This is a genomic window from Embleya sp. NPDC059237 (assembly GCF_042754105.1).
In the GTDB taxonomy this organism is placed as follows: Bacteria; Actinomycetota; Actinomycetes; order Streptomycetales; family Streptomycetaceae; genus Embleya.
Genome location: NZ_JBHZAE010000002.1, coordinates 585,484 through 604,909, shown reverse-complemented (window position 1 = coordinate 604,909; position 19,426 = coordinate 585,484). Strand labels below are relative to the sequence as shown.

The 19,426-nt window shown below is 72.8% G+C and carries 11 protein-coding genes; 3 read left to right on the top strand and 8 right to left on the bottom strand.

Annotation, left to right across the window (positions count from 1 at the left end; all coding sequences use genetic code 11):
* Nucleotides 1-8: 8 nt before the first annotated feature.
* The 6 genes from ACFXKZ_RS09420 to ACFXKZ_RS09395 all read right to left on the bottom strand — a co-directional run bounded on the left by ACFXKZ_RS09420 (nucleotide 9) and on the right by ACFXKZ_RS09395 (nucleotide 12,379).
* Nucleotides 9-959 (bottom strand): ATP-dependent DNA ligase, encoded by a 951-nt coding sequence (locus tag ACFXKZ_RS09420; RefSeq protein WP_379998202.1) that lies wholly within the window; start codon nucleotides 957-959, stop codon nucleotides 9-11.
* A gap of 95 nt (nucleotides 960-1,054) precedes the next feature.
* A complete protein-coding gene (locus tag ACFXKZ_RS09415) occupies nucleotides 1,055-1,714 on the bottom strand; it encodes a response regulator (RefSeq protein ID WP_379998200.1) in 660 nt (219 codons plus the stop codon).
* The gene (locus tag ACFXKZ_RS09410) at nucleotides 1,711-3,069 is read right to left on the bottom strand and encodes a sensor histidine kinase (protein ID WP_379998198.1); all 1,359 of its coding nucleotides are present in this window, start codon (nucleotides 3,067-3,069) and stop codon (nucleotides 1,711-1,713) included. The genes ACFXKZ_RS09415 and ACFXKZ_RS09410 overlap by 4 nt, the downstream gene beginning before the upstream one ends.
* Before the next feature lie 96 nt (nucleotides 3,070-3,165).
* Entirely contained in the window at nucleotides 3,166-3,960 is a 795-nt protein-coding gene (locus ACFXKZ_RS09405; protein WP_379998196.1) for an ABC transporter permease, read from the bottom strand.
* Between the two features lie 31 nt (nucleotides 3,961-3,991).
* Entirely contained in the window at nucleotides 3,992-4,966 is a 975-nt protein-coding gene (locus ACFXKZ_RS09400; protein ID WP_379998194.1) for an ABC transporter ATP-binding protein, read from the bottom strand.
* 2,757 nt (nucleotides 4,967-7,723) lie between these two features.
* Nucleotides 7,724-12,379 (bottom strand): hypothetical protein, encoded by a 4,656-nt coding sequence (locus ACFXKZ_RS09395; RefSeq protein WP_379998192.1) that lies wholly within the window; start codon nucleotides 12,377-12,379, stop codon nucleotides 7,724-7,726.
* Between the two features lie 466 nt (nucleotides 12,380-12,845).
* Here ACFXKZ_RS09395 and ACFXKZ_RS09390 point away from each other — a divergent pair, with 466 nt between their 5' ends.
* The 3 genes from ACFXKZ_RS09390 to ACFXKZ_RS09380 all read left to right on the top strand — a co-directional run bounded on the left by ACFXKZ_RS09390 (nucleotide 12,846) and on the right by ACFXKZ_RS09380 (nucleotide 17,853).
* Nucleotides 12,846-13,955, top strand: a complete 1,110-nt coding sequence (locus ACFXKZ_RS09390; protein ID WP_379998688.1) for a glutamate--cysteine ligase — start codon at nucleotides 12,846-12,848, stop codon at nucleotides 13,953-13,955.
* 103 nt (nucleotides 13,956-14,058) lie between these two features.
* A complete protein-coding gene (locus ACFXKZ_RS09385; RefSeq protein ID WP_379998190.1) occupies nucleotides 14,059-15,909 on the top strand; it encodes an NAD-binding protein in 1,851 nt (616 codons plus the stop codon).
* Between the two features lie 117 nt (nucleotides 15,910-16,026).
* Nucleotides 16,027-17,853: an amidohydrolase gene (locus tag ACFXKZ_RS09380; protein WP_379998188.1), complete on the top strand. Its 1,827-nt coding sequence runs from the start codon at nucleotides 16,027-16,029 to the stop codon at nucleotides 17,851-17,853.
* Nucleotides 17,854-17,949: 96 nt separating this feature from the next.
* Here the strand turns inward: ACFXKZ_RS09380 and ACFXKZ_RS09375 are convergent, their stop codons facing one another.
* The gene (locus tag ACFXKZ_RS09375) at nucleotides 17,950-18,495 is read right to left on the bottom strand and encodes a YbaK/EbsC family protein (protein ID WP_379998186.1); all 546 of its coding nucleotides are present in this window, start codon (nucleotides 18,493-18,495) and stop codon (nucleotides 17,950-17,952) included.
* A 93-nt stretch (nucleotides 18,496-18,588) separates the two neighbouring features.
* Nucleotides 18,589-19,257 carry a hemerythrin domain-containing protein gene (locus ACFXKZ_RS09370; RefSeq protein WP_379998184.1) on the bottom strand — a complete coding sequence of 223 codons (669 nt, stop codon included), beginning with the start codon at nucleotides 19,255-19,257 and terminating at the stop codon, nucleotides 18,589-18,591.
* Nucleotides 19,258-19,426 lie beyond the last annotated feature (169 nt).

Here is a 19,426-nt window from a genome sequence, read left to right as displayed (position 1 = left end):
CGTCGCGCTCAGTCCTCTGCCAGGTCCGGGCGCAGGCGGTGCCAGACCGGGTGGCGGAGCAGGCCCGCGCGGGTGCGGGTGGCGTAGCGGACCTCGCCGACCAGGCGCGGCAGTACCCAATGGGCGTCGACCAGGTCCGGCTCCGGGGTGAACGGGCACTCGTCGATCGCGGACACCCGCAACAGCTCGCCGAGCATGGTCCGCTCCCGATCGGCGAAGCCGGACCCGACCGCGCCGACGAAGCGCAGCAGGCCGGCCTCGCGCACGCCCACGAGCAGCGCGCCGGGCAGATCGGCCAACCGGCCGCGACCGGGCAGCCAGCCGCCCACGACCACGTCCAGGGTGTGTGCGTGCCGGATCTTCACCCAGTCCGGCGAGCGCACCCCGGGGGTGTACACCGAATCCAGGCGTTTGCAGACCAGGCCCTCCAGACCCGCCTCCCGGGTGGCCGCGAGGGCGGCCTCGCCGTGTCCGATCAGCGCGGTCGGCGTCGCCCAGTGCGATCCGTGCAGGTCGAGCCCTTCGAGCAGGCTGCGTCGCTCCAGGTACGGGCGGTCCACCGTGGTCCGCCGATCCAGGAACAGCACGTCGAAGAGCAGCAGCCGCACGGGCACCACGTCACGCATCCGGGCCGCCTCGGCGGGGTGGCCGACCAGGCCCATCCGGGACTGCAACCGCTCGAAGTCGCTGTGCCCGTGCCGGTCCGGCGCGACCACCTCGCCGTCCAGGATCGCCGGCCGGGCGCCCAGGACGTCGCGCAACCCCTGCAACTCCGGGTAGGCCCCGGTGATGTCCGCACCCGAACGGGCCCGGAACGACACCGTTCCGTCGCCCGGGAGGTAGGTGAGGCAGCGTTGACCGTCGAGCTTGGTCTCGTACGCCCAGCGCTCGTCCTCGGCCCGGGGTGGCAGGGTGCCCGGGGTGGCCAGCATGGGCGGGTAGATGGGCAGCTCGGGCATGGGGTGAGCGTGGTCGCGCCGCCGCGGATGTATACCCTGCGTCGCCCGGACGGCGCAGCGGCCGACGGCCGGGGCCGGTCCGAGGCGCGCAGGGTTCAGACGAGCAGACCGCGTCGGTAGGCCTCCGCGACCGCGGCGGCGCGGTCGCGGACGCCGAGCTTGCCGTAAAGGTGCAGCAGGTGGGTCTTGACCGTGGCCTCGCTGACGAACAGGGCAGCTGCGGCCTCGCGGTTGGTGGCGCCGCCGGCGACCAGGCGCAGCACCTCCGACTCGCGCGGACTGAGCACCGCCGGGGCCGGCTCGGGAGCGCGGACCCGGCCCATCACCAGGCCGGCCACCGACGGCGAGAGCACCGCCTGCCCCGCGTGTGCGGCCCGCACCCCGCGTACCAGGTCGTCGCGTGGCGCATCCTTGAGTAGATAGCCGGTCGCCCCCGCCTCCACCGCCGGCAGTACGTCGCGGTCGGTGTCGTACGTCGTCAGTACCAACACGCGGACGTCCGGGGCGACCTCGCGCAGGGCCCGGATCGCCTCGACGCCGCCCATACGGGGCATCCGCAGGTCCATCAGCACCACGTCCACCCCGCCCACCCGGACCCGGTCGACCGCCGCCGCGCCGTCGCCCGCTTCGCCGACCACGTCGAAGCCGGGGTCGCCGGCGAAGATGCCGCGCAGGCCGTCCCGGACCACCGGGTGATCGTCGACGATCAGCAGGCGGATCGGGGCCTCGCCGGGGGCGGGGTGGGCGGCGGTCATGCGGGCGTCTCCTTCGGGGTGGTGCCGGGGCCGGCGGCGGGCGGGCCGGTCGGGACGGACACGTTGACCGTGGTGCCCTCGCCGGGGGCGCCCTCGATCGTGACGGTGCCGCCGACCCGGGCCACCCGGTGGCGCATCGCGTGCAGGCCGTAGCCGCCGTCCCGGTCGAGCCGGGTGTCGTCGGTGCGGGTCGGGCCGATGCCGTCGTCGCGGACGTCGAGCAGGACCACGTCGTCCAGGTAGGTCAACGCGACCCCGACGCGGGTGGCGTGGGCGTGCTTCGCGACGTTGGCCAGCGCCTCCTGCGCGGCCCGGAACAGGGCCACCTCGCAGTCCACCGGAAGCGCCCGCACGACGCCGTCGGTCCCGGCGGCGGCCGGTGTGCCGGTGCTCTCGGACCAGCGCGCGACCAACTCGGCGATCGCCTCCGGCAGGTGTACCCGCTCCGCGAGCAGCGCGGGCCGCAACGCCTCGACCGAGCGGCGCGCCTCGTTCAGGCCGTCCCGGGCCAGGTCACGGGCCTGGTCGAGATGCCGCTGCCAGTCGGCCGGTACGCCGCCGTGCCGGCGGGCCTGCTCGTGCGCCGCGCCCAGTTGGGTGACGATACCCGCCAGGCCCTGCGCGATCGTGTCGTGGATCTCGCCGGCCAGCCGCTGCCGCTCGGCCAGGACACCCGCCTCCCGGGCCTGGTTGAGCAGTTGCGCGTGCAGGCCGGTGTTCTCCCGCAACGCGGTCTCCAGGCGCGCGTTGGCGTCGGCGAGTGCGTCGATGACCTGCTTGCGCTCGTCGTTCTGCACCTGCACGGCGTTGGCGACCAGGACGATCGCGGACGCGATGATCGCGTTGATCGCGGTGAGCGAGACGTAGAGCGGGAGGTTGCCGACGGTGAACTCGGCGCGTCCGCCCATCTGGGCGAGGGCGATCACCGCGGCGGTGGCCACCTTGGCCACCGTGCCGAGTCGGCCGAAACCGAAGCGGCGGGCGTCCACGTAGCCGAGGAATCCGAACACCGCGTACCAGGGATTGAGCGCGACCAGGACCGCACTCAATCCCCACCGGACCCAGAAATAGAGGTGGAACAGGCGCGGTCGCTCCGGGCCGATCGGGCGTCGGCTGTCCATCCACCACGACCAGGCGCCGGCCACGACGGTCAGGAGCAGGGCGGCCTGGTACTCGCCAATAGAGCCGTAGCCGTGCGCGACGCTGAGAGTGGCGAGTACGGCCGAGGCGGCGAGGAGGAAGAACGGGCCGAACCTGCGGTAGCGGGCGATCCGCGCGTCGTCGCGCTCGGTGCGGTCCCGGAGAGCGGAGTGCCCGGGGCCGACCCGGCCGGGGGTGTCGTCCGCCGTCGCCACGTCGATCGTTCCTTCCTTCCTCTCTCAGGGGGGATGTACCACCGGGATCCTCACGGATCCTCTCACCGGGCCCGGACGCGGTTCGCCCGGGCCGGGTCACTCCCAGCGGAACCAGCGGGCCGAGGCGATGCCGAAGACCAGGGCGTAGCCGGCCAGGACCGGGAGCGCGGAACCGTGCGGCCAGTGACCGGCGCCGGCGTCGCCCAGGGCCCGGACGCCGGCGCCGAGCGGCGTGCAGTCGCCGATCGTGCGCAGCGTGTCCGGCATCTTGGCCCGGGGCAGCCACAAGCCGGCGAAGAACATCGACACGAAGAACAGCACCGCACCCGCGCCGTTGGCGACCTTGGTATTGGCGGCGACGGCGGAGACGAACAGCCCGATCGCGAACAGCGCGAGGCCGGTCAGGACGACGGTGACCACGAACGCGAACGGCGCTCGCGGCAGGTGCACGCCGAACGCGAACCGGGCGACCAGGGTGATCACGGCGGTGGCCAGCGTGGCGACCGCGCCGTGGATCAGAATCTGCGCCCCCAGCACCCGGCTCGGCGGCAGCGGCGTGGTGGACAACCGACGCAGCACACCCTTCTCCCGGTAGCCGGCCAGCGCCGGTGGCATCGCGTTCAGCGCGAGCATCGCGAAGGTGAAGGCGGTCAGGATCGGGACGTACGCCTCGACCACACTCTGCCCGTCGAGGTCGTCGCTGTGCTTGCGGGTGCCCGGGATCGAGCCGAGCACGACGAGCAGCACCACGGGAAAGAGCAGCCCCCACAGCAGGCCGACGGGTTCACGCAGGAACAGCCGCAGTTCGGTGCGGGTGACCTGGGCCAGGAGACCGCGCGCGGGGTGGCGGGGGGCGAGGGTGATGGTCGCGGGGGTGGTTGCGGTGGACATGCGGGCTCCCGAGTGGGGTGGTGGGGGGTGGTCAGGGTTGGTCGACGGTTCGGGCGCCTGCGCGTGTGTCGGCGTCCGCATCCGTGCCAGCGTTGGTGTCGGTCAAGGCCAGGTAGGCGTCGTCCAGGTCGGGGCTGTCCACGCGCAGGTTCTCGGCGATCACGCCGGCGCGGGCGAGCAGCGCGGTGACGCCGGTGAGTACGTCCGGGGCGCCGGTGATCACGATCCGGTCGTCGATCTCGGTCAGTTCCCGGACCTGGGGGAGTGCGGCCAGGTCGGCGCGCAGCTCCGGGGTGAGCGGAGTCCGGGGGCGGAAGCGCACGATCTGGTGGCGGACGACCCGTTCGATCAGCGCCTGCGGGGTGTCGAGGGCGACGATCCGGCCGCGGTCGAGCACCGCGACGCGGTCGCAGAGCCGTTCGGCCTCCTCCATGAAGTGGGTGACCAGGAGCACCGTCACCCCCGCGTCGCGGATCTCCTCCACCAGCGACCAGGTGTCCCGGCGGGCCTGCGGGTCGAGTCCGGTGGTGAGTTCGTCCAGGATCACCACCCGCGGCGCGCCGATCAGCGCGAGGGCGATGGACAACCGCTGCTGGAGGCCGCCGGAGAGCTTGGCGTATGGGGTGCGCAGGTGCGCGTCGAGGCCGAGCCGGGTGAGCAGCGGGCCCGGTTCGATCGGGGCGCGGTGGCAGGCGGAGTACAGCTCGATCGCCTCGGACACCCGCAACTTGTCCGGCAGCGCGCTCTGTTGCAACTGCACGCCGAGCACGTGCCGCACCTCGTCGCGCTGCGTCCGAGGGTCGAGCCCGAGCACGCGCGCCGTACCACCGTCGGGCCGGCGCAGCCCGGTCACGCACTCGACGGTGGTGGTCTTGCCGGCTCCGTTGGGCCCGACCAGGCCGAAGATCTCGCCGACGTCGACACTGAAGGAGACGTCCCGCAGGACGGACTTGCCGGGGTAGGACTTGCTCAACCCCTCGACACGCACCGCTTCGACATTCGCCATGGTGGCTGACCACTCCCCGCACTCCGAGCCGACCTCGTGCCGACCCCTACGAGAATGCGACCGAGGCGGACACCCCCGAATCCACCGACGAGCCGCACTCACCACAGGCCCGGTGGACCCCCATCCACCGATCGGTGGATGGCCGGAAGGCGAAAGGGGGCCGCCACGCTTTTCGTCGCGGCAGACGCGGAGGACAACGCCGACGCGACCTGAAGCCGGGCACTCGGCAGACGGACCCGGCGATCGGTCCACCCAACGCGGTACAGCCCGGACCGCCGCCGGCCGCCGGCCGCCGAGGCGACGAACACGACGCGGAACCGGCCCTGTTGCCTGGTCGGGTGATGGCGGCGGAGGAGAGGATGCCAGGCCGGGTGGGATGCTTCCGGCGGGTGTTGCGCTTGTGGTTGCGGGACCGGGTGGTGCGGGGTTGGTCTGAGTCGGTGGGGGGCCGTTGCCCGGGGTGGGGGCTTCGGGGTGTGGGGTTTCGTCGGGGGTGGGTGCCCGGGTCGGGGTGAAAGGCGACCAGCGGCGGGTGGCAGAGGAGGGGGCCGGGTCGGGTTCCGCCGGGCTTGCGTTGTCGGGTGGGTCGGGTTTGTTTCGGCGTGCGTTGGGCTTGGGGTTGCGGGCTGGGTGGTGCGGGGTTGGTCCGGGTCGTGGGGTTGGCCAGCGCTGGTGGGGGCGTCGGGGTGTGGGGTTTCGTCGGGGGTGGGTGCCCGGGTCGGGGTGAAAGGCGACCAGCGGCGGGTGGCAGAGGAGGGGGTCGGGTCGGGTTCCGCCGGGCTTGCGTTGTCGGGTGGGTCGGGTTTGTTTCGGCGTGCGTTGTGCTTGGGGTTGCGGGCCGGGTGGTGCGGGGTTGGTCCGGGTCGTGGGGTGGGCCGCCGCCGATGGGGGCTTCGGGGTGTGGGGTTTCGTCGAGGCGGGTGCCCGGGTCGGGGTGAAAGGCGACCAGCGGCGGGTGGCAGAGGAGGGGGCCGGGTTGGGTTCCGCTGGGCTTGCGTTCGCGGGTGGGTCGGGTTTGTTTCGGCGCGCGTGGCGCTTGGGGTTGCGGGCCGGCTGGTGCCGGGCTGGTCCGGGTCGTGGGGTGGGCCGCCGCCGGTGGGGGCTTCGGGGTGTGGGGTTTCGTCGAGGCGGGTGCCCGGGTCGGGGGAAGGGCGACCAGCGGCGGGTGGCAGAGGAGGGGGCCGGGTTGGGTTCCGCCGGGCTTGCGTTTCCGATTGGGGCGGGTTTGTTTCGGCGTGCGTTGCGCCTTTGGTTGCGGGTGGCCGGTGCGGGGTTGATCAGAGTCCGTGATGGGCCGCTGCCGGCGTCCGGGGGCTCCGCGCCGTCGGCTCCCGACGAGGCGAGCGTGTTGGTTGGCGAAAAAACCGGCCTGCAGCGGCGGACAGGGAGGCGGCCCGGTCGAGTTCTCCGGAGAGCCTTCCCGAGTGGGTTGGGCAGGGCGTTGCGAGGTGCGGTGGGCTTGTGGGGGGCGGGAGTTCACGAAACCGGACGGCGTCGGGTGCCGTGGTCTCGGCGCGAGAGAAAACCGCAGGTCAGCGGGGAGGGAAGCCGTTTCGTGTGCCTCGGGATCCGGTTTCGGCTCCCACTGGGCACTTTCGGTCGGCTCGACGGCCTTTGCGAGGTCGCAGCGCCCGAAGCCGCCCCGACCGGGCAGTTTCGGTCTCCGTACCGGCGTCGAAGAGGCCGGAGCACACGAAACCGGCACTCGACGCCCGACTTTCCACCCCGACACCACAAAACCGCAGGTCACCGAAGCCCGAAGCCCACAACCACCCACCGCGATCCGGTTTCGAACCCCAACTCCCCTCCAAACACCCCCGAAAACGTCCCAACCCGGCCGAGAGGGCTCCTCGGAAGACTCCACCCCAGTGCCCTCCCTGCCCGCCGCTGCCGGCCGGTTTTTCGCCGAGCAACACACCCGTCTCGTCGGGAGCTTCGAGTCTTGGAGCCCCGCACCCCGGCAGCGGCCCACCACCGACTCTGACCAGCCCCGCACCACCCGGCCCGCAACCCCAAGCGCCACGCACGCCGAAACAAACCCGACCCACCCGACAACGCAAGAGCGGCGGAACCCAGCCCGGCCCCCTCCTCTGCCACCCGCCGCTGGTCGCCTTTCACCCCGACCCGGGCACCCACCCCCGACGAAACCCCACACCCCGAAGCCCCCACCGGCGTCGGCCAACCCCACGACCCGGACCAGCCCGGCACCACCCGGCCCGCAACCCCAAGCGCAACGCACGCCGAAACAAACCCGACCCACCCGACAACGCAAGAGCGGCGGAACCCAGCCCGGCCCCCTTCTCTGCCACCCGCCGCTGGTCGCCTTTCACCCCGACCCGGGCCCACCCCCGACGAAACCCCACACCCCGAAGCCCCCACCGGCGCCGGCCAACCCCACAACCCGGACCAGCCCGCACCACCCGGCCCGCAACCCCAAGCCCAACGCACGCCGAAACAAACCCGACCCACCCGACAACGCAAGCCCGGCGGAACCCAACCCGACCCCCCACCCCGCCACCCGCCGCTGGTCGCCTTTCACCCCGACCCGGGCACCCGCCCCGACGAAACCCCACACCCCGAAGCCCACCCCGGGCAGCGGCCCACCACCGACTCCGACCAGCCCCACACCAGCCGGCCTGCAACCACAAGCGCAACACCCGCCGGAAGCATCCGGCCCACTCGGGAAGGCGGCCGGTGAACCGGACTCGACCGCCCTCCCGTGTCGCCCCTCCGGCCCCGCCGGCCCCTCCGCTCCCGCTACACGGTGCGTGTCAGCAGGTTGTGGATGGTTGAGTTCGGGGACTCCGCATGCCACGTCGGGTCTTGGGCTGTCAGGGCTGCGTAGACGTGGGGCCATTCGGGCTTGCTCGTCGTCAGGATGGAAGTGATTTCCGTTTGGGCTTCGTGGCCGGCCCTGTGGATTTGGGTGGGGGCCTCGAGGCGGTGGGTGGATTCGGCTATCCAGCGGAGGATCGTGGCGGCGCCTCTGGCCTTGTGGACCAGGTCCCTTCCGGTGATGTGGCCCCTCGTGACCAGGTCGTCCATGTGGGCGTACCACTTGGCGTCGCCGAGGGAGGATTGGCCGGAGGAGATCGAGGCGAGTGCGTGTGCGGGGTCGAGGAGGGCGGAGCGGCGGGCGGCGCCGACGTCGACCGGGCCGAGTTCGAGGAGCCTCGCGGGGGACTCGCGGTGGAGGACGAGGCGGCTCAGGACCTGCCCCGGGAAGGGCTCTCGTTCGTGTTCGGCCAGGATCAGGTCCCAGTCCTGGATGTACGGCAGGTCCAGTGCCTCGTCCGTGTCGGCCACACCGGCGCACCGGCGCAGCTTCGCGACCAACTTGTCGCCGCCCCGCTCGCGGTCGATGCGGGCGGTGAGCGTCGCGTCGGGGTCGGCATCGGTGAGGGCCTTGGCCACCAACCGGCCGGCCGTGGCGCCGAGTACGCCCTCCTCGACCAAGGCCCCGATCCGGTCCGCGCCGCCGTGCCGCAGCAGGCCGCGGACACCGATGAGCCGGTCCAACAGCGAGAGCTTTCGGCCGAGTTGGCGCAGCGCGTGCTCGACCACCTCCGGGTCGGCCGCCTCCACCTTCAGGCGCAGCGCCGACACGAGCGAGGCGGTGGGCCGGTGGTCCATCAGCAACTGCGCGCGCAGATCCGGGTCGAGCGCGAGCAGATCGTCGGGGCCGGTCGGGGGCCGGCCCTGCGGCACCCGGGAGAGCACCACACGTCGGATCGAGGCGCCCTCGTCCTCCAGGGGCGAGCCGTACAGGTCGCGGTTGAGTTCGGGGTCGTCGAGACGCAACAGCCGCTTCAGCAGCACCGGGTTCTCGGTGTGGGTCGCGACGATCCGCAGCGCGACGCGGTCGTTGGCGAGGAACGGGTACTCGTCCAGCGCTCGGGAGGAGTGCTCGACGTGCCGCGAGTACGCCCACAGCGAGGGGTAGGCGTGCGGGCCGAGTCGCGGCAGGATCGCCACCAGCGCCTCGGGCGAGGCGTGCAGCAGGAGGTCGGCGGCCGGCCATCGCCACGCGCGCCGGATTCGCCATTCGGCCTCGTGCACCACCGCGGCCTCGATCGTGTGCGGGGATTGGAGACGCTGCCAAGCGGCCTCCCGATCCGCCTCCGTCTCCGCCTCCGCGACGGTCCCGAGGCCCGCCTCCGCCTCCACGACGGACCCTGCCACCGCCCCCGACCCGGACTCCACCGCCGCATCCAGGAGTTCCCCGATCGGCCGATCCCCCGCCGTCCCCATCGCCGTCAGCGCCCGCAACCACCGATCCGGGTCCACGCCCAGTCGGTCGGCCACCAGCGTGCCGACCGCCCGCTTGATCGGGTCCGCCACGATTCGGTGTCGCCACTTTCGGGGCAGCGGGGTCAGTGCCCGGGTCGGGAGGATGCCGAGGATGTCGGTCGGCCCGACGATGCCGTGCCGGTAGGCGCCCTCGGCGAGGTATTCGCCGCCACCGCCGCGGCCTTGTTCGAAGTACTCACGGATCCAGCGCAAGAACGCGGTCGGTGCGGCCGCGCTCGGCCAGGTGTCCCGGGACGGGTATTGCGCGGGGCGATCGGTCGGCGTGCCCGCCAGGATCGCGGCGACCCGGTCCGCCGTCGGCTTCTCCAGGCCCTTGTTCTCGCCGAGCGCGCCCAGCACCTCCGGCTCGCCCAGGTCGATCAGGTCGTTGGCGACCGACTCGTCGAACACCCGGCGTCCCAGGGCCACCCGCGGCTCGACCGACTTGCTCGCGAAGCACGCCTCGTACAGCCAGCTCGGATACTCGTAGCCGGGCGCGTCGAACGTCGACAGCGAGGCCAGCGCGGCGAGCACGGCCGGATCGTCGGGCACCGGCGCGGCCTCGGGGTCGCCGGCGGCGGCCCCGGCCAGCGTGCGCAGCAGGTCCACCGCGACCAGGCGCGAGGTGCGGTCGGGCTCGGTCGTCCGCTCCCGGCCCCGACGTGCGTTCGCCGCCGGCGTCGCCGGATCCGCGGTCGCCGGCACCGATGCGGTCAGCGCGGTCTCGGCCGCCTCGCGCCGGGCCTGTGCGAGGGCAGCGGCGTCGGCCCGGGCCACCTCCTCGGCGTCCGGCCGGGGGCCCGCCGCCTGCCCGGCCAGCGTGACCAGTTCGGCGAGCGAGCCGTTGAACTCCTCGACCAGGCCCACCGCGATCGCCAACGCCTCGGTGTGGCCCGCCAGGTGATCCCGAGTCAGTTCGGTGAGCCGCTCCCGCATCGGGTCCACGACCAGGGTCGGGCTCATCCGGTTGATGCTCGCGACCACCGCATGCGCCGGATAGGCGATGTCCACCAGGTGCGCCGGGTCGAGCAGGCCGTTCTCGACCGCCGCGTCGGCCCAGTCCTCGTCGCGGTTGAACGCCTTGGTGCGCAGCCACTCCTGCGGTGAGATGTCGACCGCACGACGGTCGTACCCGCGCAGGAAGTTGACCAACTCCAGTTGCAGCGCGGCCCGATCCGCGTCGGTGGCGTCCTCGTGCCGGATCAGGTCGTCGAGCGCCTCGTACGCGAACGGCTCCGTGCGGTTGGCCGCCATCAGCAGCGGGAAGTCGTGCGCGTACGGCTCGTGGACCAGGTCGCGCACGGTGGTTCGACTGGTCCGGGTCTGGAAGCGGTTCGGCAGCGTGGCCGGATCGTCGTACGGCTCACCGCTCGCGCGCAGGTCGGCCAGGCCGTCCTCGGCTTTGAGCGCTGCCTCCACCCGCTTGCGGATCTGCGCGGCGGTGCCCTTGCCGGCGGCGGCCAGCAACTCGCGGACGCCCTCTGGGCCGTGCCGCTCCCAGACCTGGATGTACGCGTACTGCTGGGCGATCTTGCGGCACCCGAACTCCAGGGCTCTAGCCGCCAGTTCGGGTTCGCCGCAGGCCACGAGCGGCAGCAGTGTACGGCGGTCGCCGCCGGCGAGGAGTTCCCTGCGCAGGCCCGGGTCCAGCGGCGTGCGGCGGGCGATGGTGCGGCGCAGCGACGGGGTCGAGCGCATGCTCATGTACGCCGCGGCGTCCACCGCCGGGACCCGCTTGTCGACCAGGCGGGCCAGTTCGCGGACGTCCAGGCCGATGTTGCGGGCCAACGCCTCCCACGCTCGCGGGTCGGTGGAGGCGATCGCCGCCTCGTGCACGCGCCGCGGCAGCGAGCCGCTGGAGAGCAGGTCGCGGACCAGCGCGTCGGGCAGCGCGGGCAACACCTCGCGCAGGTCGTCGAGGTCGGCCGCGGTGAGCAGGTAGCGGTAGGGCTTGGTCAGGGTCGGCGGCGGGCCGCCGACCGGTTCCGCCGGTGCGGTGACGGTGCCCGCCGCGATCTCGGCCAACAACGCGGGCAGCGTCGCGCGGTACCGGGGCAGCGCGGTGCGCAGCGTGTGCCAGCGGTCGGCGTGCGCGCCCAGGTGACGGTGCAGCAGGTCGCGCAGCTCGGTGTGCTCCGGGAGTTCGAGCAGGGTGGCCACGGCGGTCCGGGCGGGGGTCACCTCGTGGATGATCCGCGCCACGTCGGCGGGCGCGGCGCAGTCGCGGGTGAGTACGGCGATCCGGGCCAGCGCCGGGTGTTTGGGCAGGTCGATCGCCGCGCGCAGTACGGCCGCCGCCGGCCGGGCCACCGGGCCGACCGCCGTCGGATGCGCCCTGTACAGCGCGACGAGCAGCTCCTCCGGACACTCGGCGTCGGCGGCGAGCACCACGGCGATCGCCTCCGGCAGCGGCTCGTCCCGATGCGCCTCGGTCACCGCGGCCCAGTCGACCCCGCGCCGCCAGGTCGTCGGCCGGATCCCGGCCCGCAACTCGGCGATCAGCCCCACGGCTCCCTCGGCCTCGGCTACGGCGGCGGCCAGATCCGCGCCGCCCACCCCAGCCTCGGCCGACCCCTCCGCACCCGACCCCGCGAGCGCGGCGATCTCGGGCCGTACATATCGCGCCGCCTCCGCCAACAGCCCCTCCCCACCGTACCGTTGCAGCGAGAGCAACCCCCTCAGCTCTTCCGCGACCGTCAACGCCCCGGCGCACACCCGCAACGCGTGCACGACCAATTCCGGCCGATCGGCCACCACCGCCGCGCCCAACCGGCGCGGCAGCGCGGATTCGGCGGACAGCGCGAGCAGTTCCGCGTGCAACGCGGCCAACGGGTGCGGTTCGTCGGGATACCGGTCCGGCGTGAGCACCACCCGGCGCATCCACGCGGTCGCCTCGGGGTGCGCGTACACGATGCGATCGACCACGGGATCGGGCTGCTCCAGCAGCGCGCCCAGATCGGCCGCGGTCAGCGCCGACGAGTTGGCCGCCACGGCCCGCCGGACCCACGGATCGGGGTCGAGCGCGGCCAACGAGCGCAGGCGCGGGGTGAGTCGTTTGTCGGTGAGCAGGGTGGCGATCACCTCGTCGCCGAGACGATGACGGACGCGGCCGAGGTCGCCCACCGCCGCCCCTTCGAACAAAAGTCCGACCAGCAAGGCCTTGTTCGCGACCTGAACCCCAGACACCACACGCCCCCACACTCACCTGTTCGGCTACCGGGATCCACCCCATCACAACGGCCGGACATCGGGCGCGCCGACCCCGCCACACCCGGCCCCGAACCGAGCCCGAGCAGCGCCCCACACCGCGCCCTCCTCCGGCCCCCATCGGTCCCGACCCGGCCGGACGTGTCGACCTGTGGTGGTTACGGGTACAACCGATCGAGTCCTCCCAAGTAATACGACCTGTCCGGATCTTGGTCGAGCACGTCGTGGGTCGCGATGCCGCACCGTGTGGGGTTCGGGGATATTCCCGAGGGCTACGGGGTACCGGGGCACGGGTCGTGGCGCGTACCGGCCGCCGGTGGGTCAGGTCCTGGTGGAGGCCCTGCCCGGCGGGTTCGCGCCCGCTCGAAAGGACGGTTCGGTGATCACCACCCTGGGTGTCGAGGAGGAGTACCTGCTCGTGGACCCCGTCAGCGGTCTACCGGCGCCGGCGGCGGAACGGGTCCGCGCCGAGGCGTGCCTGCGGCCCGGTCTCGGTGTCGGCGACGTACAACCCGAGTTGCTCAAGGCGCAGTTGGAGGTGGCGACCCCCGTCTGCAACTCGCTCGACGAGATCGGCGGACACCTGCATCGCATGCGCGGGGAACTGTCGGCGGCGGCCGAACGCAGCGGCTGCCGGATGATCGCCTGCGGGACCGCGCCCGTGGGCAACGGGAAGATGATGGAGATCAGCGAACACCCGCGCTATCTGGCGATCCGAGCCAACGCCCGGCGGCTGGCCGACGTGCAACTGATCCACGGGATGCACGTACACGTCGCCGTGCCGGATCGGGAGACCGGCGTGCAAGTGGTCAACCGGATCCGGCCCTGGTTGCCGGTGTTGGTCGCGATGGGCGCCAACTCGCCCATCTGGCAGGGCATGGACACCGGGTTCGCCAGCTGGCGAACGATCCATTACGCGCGGTGGCCGGTGGAGGGGCAACCTCCGGTGTTCGTGGACCTGGAGGAGTACGAGCGGCGGGTGGACGCGCTGCTCGCGGTGGGGGTGATGTTGGATCGGGGACAGGTGTACTGGCAGGTGCGGTTGTCCGAGCGCTTCCCGACCATCGAGATCCGCTGCCCCGACGTGCAACTGCGGGCGGACGACGCGGTGATGCTGGCGGGCCTGGTGCGGGCTCTGGTGGTGACCGCGCTGCAACAGCACGACGAGAAGGCGCCGTACGCCGCGCCCGACCAGGAACTGCTGCGCGCCGCCTGCTGGATGGCCGCGCGCGACGGATTGGAAGCGGAACTGTTCGGACCGGTGGGGCCGGCGGGCGCCGCCCGGCGGATCGACGCGGGGGACCTGGTCGGCGAGCTGTTGCGACACGTCGCCCCGGTGCTGGACGAATTCGGCGACACCGCCCAGGTGTTCGCGCTGGTGGACCGGATGATCCTGGAGGGGACCGGGGCCGATCGCCAGCGGGCGGCGTTCGCCGCCGGGGGGCTGCAGGGCGTCATGGACCTGCTGATCTCGGACACTTCGCCGAGCTAGGGCGTGCCGGCGCCGGCGGCAGGGGGCTCGGTCGGGGGCTCGGTGGGGTACGGCCGGGAAGAAAGGGGCTGACGGGGGGCGGCCCGGCGGGCAGGGTGGGGGTGTGTCGACTCCTCCGCACCACCCGACTCCCGCGCCTCGGACCGGACACCTGGTGGTGTGCGGCGACGACGCGCTCGCGCAACGACTCTCCTACGAACTGGCCCGCGTCTACGGGGAGCACGTGACCGTACTGCTGCCCTCGGTGCACCGCAATCACGGCCCCCAGATCGACGATCTCGCCCGGGCCGGCGGTGTGGCGGTGGTCGAGGCCGCCGAACCGGACGACGACGCGCTGCGCTCCGCGGGCGTCCCGGGCGCGGCGGCACTGGCGCTGGTGTATCGCGACGACCGGGCCAACATCCACGCGGCGTTACGGGCGCGCCGTCTCGATCCGCGGATCCGCCTGGTGGTGCGGCTGTACAACCGCAAGCTGGGCCGGCATCTGGAGGACCTGCTGGATCGGGCGGCGGCCCGGGCCGCCGACGGATCGGCCCGGGACGTGACCACCACCGTTCTCTCCGACGCGGACACCGCCACACCCGCGCTGGTCGCGGCGGCGATCTCCGGCGCGGACAAGGTGGTTCAGGCCGACGGACTGCTGCTGCGGGTGGCCGAGCGGCCGCCCGCCGAACCCGATCCGGCGCCGTGCCTGCACACCCTCGCACTGGCCGCCGACGGCTCCGGGGGCAGCCCGGATCTGCTGCCGGACGAGGCCGACGTGGTCGCGGCCGGGGCCGCCCGGGGGCGGACCGTACTGGAGGCGATCGGCCTCGCCGAGGCCGCCGGGCCGCCCGTCAACCGCCCCCGGATGCCCCAGGCGCTGCCGGTGGCCACTCTCTTCCCGCGCCGGCTGCGCTATGCCGTGGTCGGCCTGGTGGCGCTGCTGTTCGTGTTCGCGGGGCTGACGTGGTGGGTCACCCGGGATCCGCCGATGCGCGCCGCGTACCGCTCGATCCTGGACGTGTTCGGGATGGGCGATCCCGCGATCGGGGAGAACGCCGGGCGCCAGATCCTCCAGGTCCTGTCCGCAATGGCCGGGATGGCGCTGCTGCCACTGCTGTTCGCGGTGGTGCTGGAGAGCCTGGGCACGTTCCGTACCGCGACCATCCAGCGACCGCCACCGCGCGCCATCGCCGATCACGTGGTGCTGCTCGGACTGGGCAAGATCGGTACGCGGGTGCTGGATCGGCTGTGCGACCTGGGCATACCGGTGGTGTGCGTGGAACGCGACCCGCAGGCACTCGGCGTCGCGACCGCACACGCCCGGCGGGTACCGCTGGTGATCGGCGACGTGACCCGCGAAGGCGTCCTGGAAGCCGCGCACATCGAGACGAGCCGGGCCCTGCTCGCGCTCACCAGCGACGACGCGATCAACCTGGAGGCGGTCCTGTACGCCCGCGAGGTGGATCCCGAACTACGGGTGGTGCTGCGGCTGTTCGACGACGACTTCGCCAAGTCCGTGAACGGGACGCTGCGCCGGTCCTATCCACTCGCGCGCACCCGCAGCCGCAGCGTGTCGTCGTTGTCCGCACCGGCGTTCGCGGGCGCGCTGATGGGGCGACAGATCCTCGGCGCGATCTCGGTGGAGCGCGAGGTGCTGCTGTTCGCGGCGGTCGACGTCGCGGGTCACCCCGAACTCCAGGGCCACACCGTCGCGGAATCGTTTCGGGCGGGCCGCCGGCGGGTCCTGGCCCTGGACACGACCGAGTCGCCCGCGCCCGGTGTCGCCGCGTCGCCGAGCGCGGGCCGGTCGGTCGCCGTACCGCCCTCGGACCACCGGCTGCTGCCGACGGATCGCGTCATCCTGGCCGCCACCCGCCAGGGGTTGGCCGAACTCCTGCGCGAGGACGTGAGCCGGGCCGACCGGGAGCCGAGCGAACCGGGCGGCGGGCCCGGGCGCGGGCCCGAGTAGCGCGGGCCTGAGCCGCGCCGGAATCGTGCCGGCAGGGAAGGGAATTCGAAGAATGGCCGGATTCGATCTTCATTGTCACGATCCGTCACCGTCAGACTGCATGGCGATGCCGGCATCGTGTCGGCGCGTCCGTGGGCCGGCGAGTCGGCGAAGGATCGGGTGAGCTGTGTGGTGACCGAGGAATCCCCGCCGACCGGGCCGGGTGCGGCCGATGCGATCTTCCACGGCGGTGAGATCGAGACGGTCGCCGGCCCGGCGGCCGGTCCCAGGTCACCGGATCCGCGGCCGGAGGCGGTCGCGGTCAAGGACGGGCGGATCGTCTTCGTCGGTGACCTGGACCAGGCGTGTGCGCGATGGCAGGGCGACGGGACGCGCATGCGCGATCTGGGCGGGAGCGCGCTGCTTCCCGGTTTCATCGACCCGCACGGGCATGTGGTCGGCACCGGACTTCAGGAGAGCATCGCCGACCTGCTCGGTGAGCCCGACGGGGACGTCGAGGACATCGCCGGAATCCTGGACAAGCTGCGCGAGTTCGCGGTCGACCCGGTCGGTTCGCGGTCCACCTGGATCATCGGCTTCGGCTACGACGACTCCCTGCTGGCCGAGGAGCGTCACCCCACCCGGGAAGACCTGGACCAGGTCTCCGTGGACCGGCCGGTGTTGGCCATCCACCAGTCGTTCCACCTGGGCGCTGTGAACAGCAAGGGCCTGGAACTGCTGGGATATTCGGCGGAGACGAAGGATCCGGACGGCGGGAAGATCCGCCGCGGCGACATGTCGGTGCTGCCTCACGGCGAACCCGACGGCGTCCTGGAGGAAGCGGCGTTCAACCCCGCCTCGGGGCACGCGATCCTCGGCATGGACGACGCGGACAAGGCGGGATTCCTGGCCAAGGGCCTGGCCGCGGCCGCGAGTTACGGCTTCACCACGGTGCAGGAGGGCGCCGCCGAACTGGACGTACTGGGCCAACTACGGGCGGTCGCCGACGCCACACCCGGCGGTCTGCCGCTGGACGTCGTGGTCTACGTCAAGGCGGCCCAGGCGATCGAGCGGCCCGAACTGGTCCGGGCCGGCCGGGAGTACGTGAACGGCCTGCGCGCCGCCGGCATCAAGGTCGTCCTGGACGGCTCCCCGCAGGGCCGCACCGCGTGGTTGCGCAAGCCTTACACCACCCCGCCGGACGACATGGACGAGGACTATCGCGGCTACGCCGCGCTCGGCGAGAAAGCCGCGCTCGACCAGGTCCGCGCGGGCTACGCGCACGACTGGCAGGTGATCGCGCACGTGAACGGCGACGCGGCGATCGCGCAGCTGATCCGCTGCGTACGCACCGCCGGCGACGAGGCCGGACCGGGCGATCGGCGCACCACCGGCATCCACTGCCAGACGGCCGGCGAGGACCAGATCGAGCAGTTCCGCCTGCTCGGCATCATCCCGTCGTTCTTCTCCATGCATACGTTCTACTGGGGCGACTGGTACTACGAAACCGTCCTCGGACCGGTACGCGCGGTGGACATCTCGCCCGCCCGGTGGGCGCTGGAGCGCGGCATGATCTACACCTCCCACCACGACGCGCCCGTCGCCCGGCCCAGCTCCATCGCGATCCTGTCCAGCCAGGTCACCAGGCTCACCCGCAGCGGCGAGACGCTGGGCGCACACCAGTGCGTGTCGGGCCTGGACGCGGTGCGCTCGATCACGGTCAATGCCGCCTACCAGTACGGCGAGGAGGCGGAGAAGGGCACCATCGAGGTCGGCAAACTGGCCGACCTGGTGATCCTGAGCGCGAATCCGGTGACCGTGCCGGGGACGGAGATCGCCGGCATCACGATCGAGGAGACGATCAAGGCGGGGCGGACGGTCCACCCGCCGCCGCCGTCGGGGGATTCGGCGTCGGCCCCGATTCCGGAGGGCGTGGGGTTGAACCTCTTCGCGCCGCACTGCTGACGTTCGGCTGCGGTACGCGGGCTGCCCTGCCCTGCCCTGCCCGGCTCGTGATCGTGCTCGGGCAGGGCGGGGCGTACGCGTGGGCTCCGGCTTCGGTCAGGCGATCGGGACGCCGAGGTCCGAGACGACCTCCGCGCCCGAGAGGTCGGCCAGCAGCCGACCCGGGACCCACAACTTCGAGCCCCGGATCCCGGATCCGACCACGACGCCCGGATGTGCGGCGACGGCGGCGTCGATCAGCACGGGCCAGTCGGCGGGCAGGCCGATCGGGGTGATGCCGCCGTACTCCATGCCGGTCGCGGCCAACACCACGTCCACCGGCGCGAACGAGGCCTTGCGCGCGTCGAGTCGGCGGCGGACCAGGCCGTTGACGTCCGCACGGGTCGTGGCGGCGATCAGGCAGGCCGCGTAGCCGACGGTGCCGCCGCGCTTGGCCGCGATCACCACACAGTTGGCGCTGTCGGCCGGGGCCACGTCGTAGCGGTCGCAGAACGCGGCGGTGTCGGCCAGTTCCGGATCGATCGCGGCCACCTTCACCAACTCGGCGGACGCGGGCGGCCAACCGGCCAGCGCGCGGGCCACGGGCTCCGCGAGCAACTCGGGTCGGGTCAGGGCGGGATGCAGGTCGAGTGCGGTGGTCATGGACCCATCCAAACGCACCCGACGCGGCGATGCGCGCACCCGGGCCCCGTGGCGGTAGCCGGTCCCGGGTGCGGAGGACGCCACGCACCCGGGTCAGCCGCGGACCCGGCGGACCATGCGGGCGTACATCGGCCGGCCCATCACGTACCAGATCAGCCGGGCCGGGAGCGGGAGTCCGCCCAGCATCTGCGCCCGCTCCTGCTCCGTCGCGTCCTCCAGCACGATGCCGAGCAGCAGCAGGATCTGCGGCTTGGGCGTGGATTCGACGAAGTGTTCGCCCATGGCGTGCCACTCCGCCGCGGTGAGCAGGCGCTGGGCCAGCGGCAGCAGCTCGGTCTCCTCGTCGCCCAGGTGTTCGATCAGCGCCGTGCGGTGTTCGACGAGTGCCGCGACCAGCGCGTCGCGTTCGGCGACCCCGGCGCCCGCCGCCCAGGCGCCGGCCAACTGCTCGGCGACGGCCAGCGAACCGGCGACCCGCTCGTGCTGGGCCTCCATCCGCAACACCAGCTCGGCCTCCAGGTCGACGCGGGCCAGCAGCGGCGGCCACAGCAGCTCGTCCTCGCCGGTGTGGTGGCCGTGCAGGCCGAGGCGGTACAGGTCGAAGTGCTCGGCGAGCACCTTGGCACGGGCGGTGTCGCCCGGCTCGACCGCGCCGATCAGCTCGATCAGCAGCCGCGATTCGCGCCGCAACCCGCGGTGGATGACGACCATCTCGCGGGTGTCGAAGGCGGCCTGCGCGGGGGTGATGGGGGTGGTGGTCATGGCGACGATCCCTTTCGGCGACCCCCGACCCGTCGTCGTGGGGAGTGGTGCAAGCCTCGTCCCGCCGTCTTGGAACAATCCTGGAAGGCACCTGGAAGGAACATGGAGCGGCCCGGTCGGGTTGTCCCAGGACCGGTAAAGGAACATGGAGCGGCCCGGTCGGGTTGTC

Excerpts from the sequence above, each read along its gene's own strand:
- ACFXKZ_RS09420 (WP_379998202.1), bottom strand. The coding sequence starts at position 959 with ATGCCCGAGCTGCCCATCTACCCGCCCATGCTGGCCACCCCGGGCACC.
- ACFXKZ_RS09415 (WP_379998200.1), bottom strand. The coding sequence starts at position 1,714 with ATGACCGCCGCCCACCCCGCCCCCGGCGAGGCCCCGATCCGCCTGCTG.
- ACFXKZ_RS09405 (WP_379998196.1), bottom strand. The coding sequence starts at position 3,960 with ATGTCCACCGCAACCACCCCCGCGACCATCACCCTCGCCCCCCGCCAC.
- ACFXKZ_RS09400 (WP_379998194.1), bottom strand. The coding sequence starts at position 4,966 with ATGGCGAATGTCGAAGCGGTGCGTGTCGAGGGGTTGAGCAAGTCCTAC.
- ACFXKZ_RS09375 (WP_379998186.1), bottom strand. The coding sequence starts at position 18,495 with ATGACCACCGCACTCGACCTGCATCCCGCCCTGACCCGACCCGAGTTG.
- ACFXKZ_RS09370 (WP_379998184.1), bottom strand. The coding sequence starts at position 19,257 with ATGACCACCACCCCCATCACCCCCGCGCAGGCCGCCTTCGACACCCGC.